Source organism: Okeania sp. SIO2B9, from assembly GCF_010672505.1.
Classification (GTDB): Bacteria; Cyanobacteriota; Cyanobacteriia; order Cyanobacteriales; family Microcoleaceae; genus Okeania; species Okeania hirsuta.
The window spans coordinates 1-1,217 of record NZ_JAAHGK010001721.1 but is presented as its reverse complement, the minus strand read 5'-3'; the positions used below and the strand labels follow the sequence as shown (position 1 = coordinate 1,217).

The window sequence follows — 1,217 nt, the reverse complement described above, 5'->3', positions numbered from 1 at the left end:
TCTCAAAAACTACGGGATCAGCAGCGCAAGATGATTCAAGAAGAATTTCAAGATTTAGAAGGCGAAGTTCTTCAAGCAAAAGTCCTAAGATTTGAAAGACAATCAATTATCTTATCTGCAAGTAGTGGTTTTGGTAGACCAGAAGTAGAAGCTGAACTACCTAAGAGAGAACAATTACCCAACGATAACTACCGTGCTAATGCCACATTCAAAGTTTATCTCAAGCGAGTATGTGAAGGCTCAACTCGTGGGCCTCAGTTACTTGTATCCAGAGCTGATGCTGGTTTAGTAGTTTATTTATTTGCCAATGAAGTCCCAGAAATTGAAGATGAGATAGTGAGAATTGTAGCAGTAGCCAGGGAAGCAAATCCGCCATCCCGATATGTTGGCCCGAGGACTAAAATTGCAGTTGATACTCTAGAAAGAGATGTAGATCCTGTCGGAGCGTGCATTGGTGCGAGGGGATCGAGAATTCAGGTAGTTGTGAATGAACTGAGGGGAGAAAAAATAGATGTGATTCGCTGGTCTCCAGATCCTGCAACTTATATTTCCAATTCCCTTAGTCCAGCTAGAGTAGACGAAGTTCGTTTAATCGATCCAGAGGAAAGGAGAGCGCATATTTTGGTATCTGAGGATCAACTTAGTTTGGCTATAGGTAAGGAAGGACAAAATGTGCGTCTGGCCGCTCGCCTCACTGGCTGGAAAATTGATATTAAGGACACTGATAAATACGATCATGCTGAAGAAGATAGCAAAATTGCAGTTGAAGTTTCTCATCGGCAAGCATTAGCTGAACAAGAAGAAGCTGAACAAGAAGAAGCTGAACAAGAAGAAAACAATACTGAGGAATTAGAGTTAGAAAATACAGATTTTGACGATCCAGATAATTATTCAGAAGTTGATGAAACTGAATATCCTGTGGAATTAACTTAAATATTAAAGATTATAATTTCAGAGATAGAGTTAATTATTTACAATCAAAATCATATCGGTTTGCAACTTAAAAAAAGCAAGTATTCATAGAGTTGTATGGCATTAAAAAAATAAAACTGTAAACAAAATTAATATGAAGTTGCATAGAATAATATTTTAATCAGAGTTGACTATAGATTAAGACAGACGAATTAATAAATTTCATAATTCTGTGCAACATAACATAAAATTGGTATAAAACTTACACCAATTTTATGTTATGTTGCACAAAATGAGGTTTTAGG

General features: G+C 36.6%; 1 protein-coding gene. It reads left to right on the top strand.

Annotation, left to right across the window (positions count from 1 at the left end; translation table 11 throughout):
• A partial coding sequence (gene nusA, locus F6K13_RS33970; protein WP_287290055.1) for a transcription termination factor NusA occupies positions 1 to 933 on the top strand: 933 nt, incomplete at its 5' end.
• Positions 934 to 1,217: the final 284 nt, after the last annotated feature.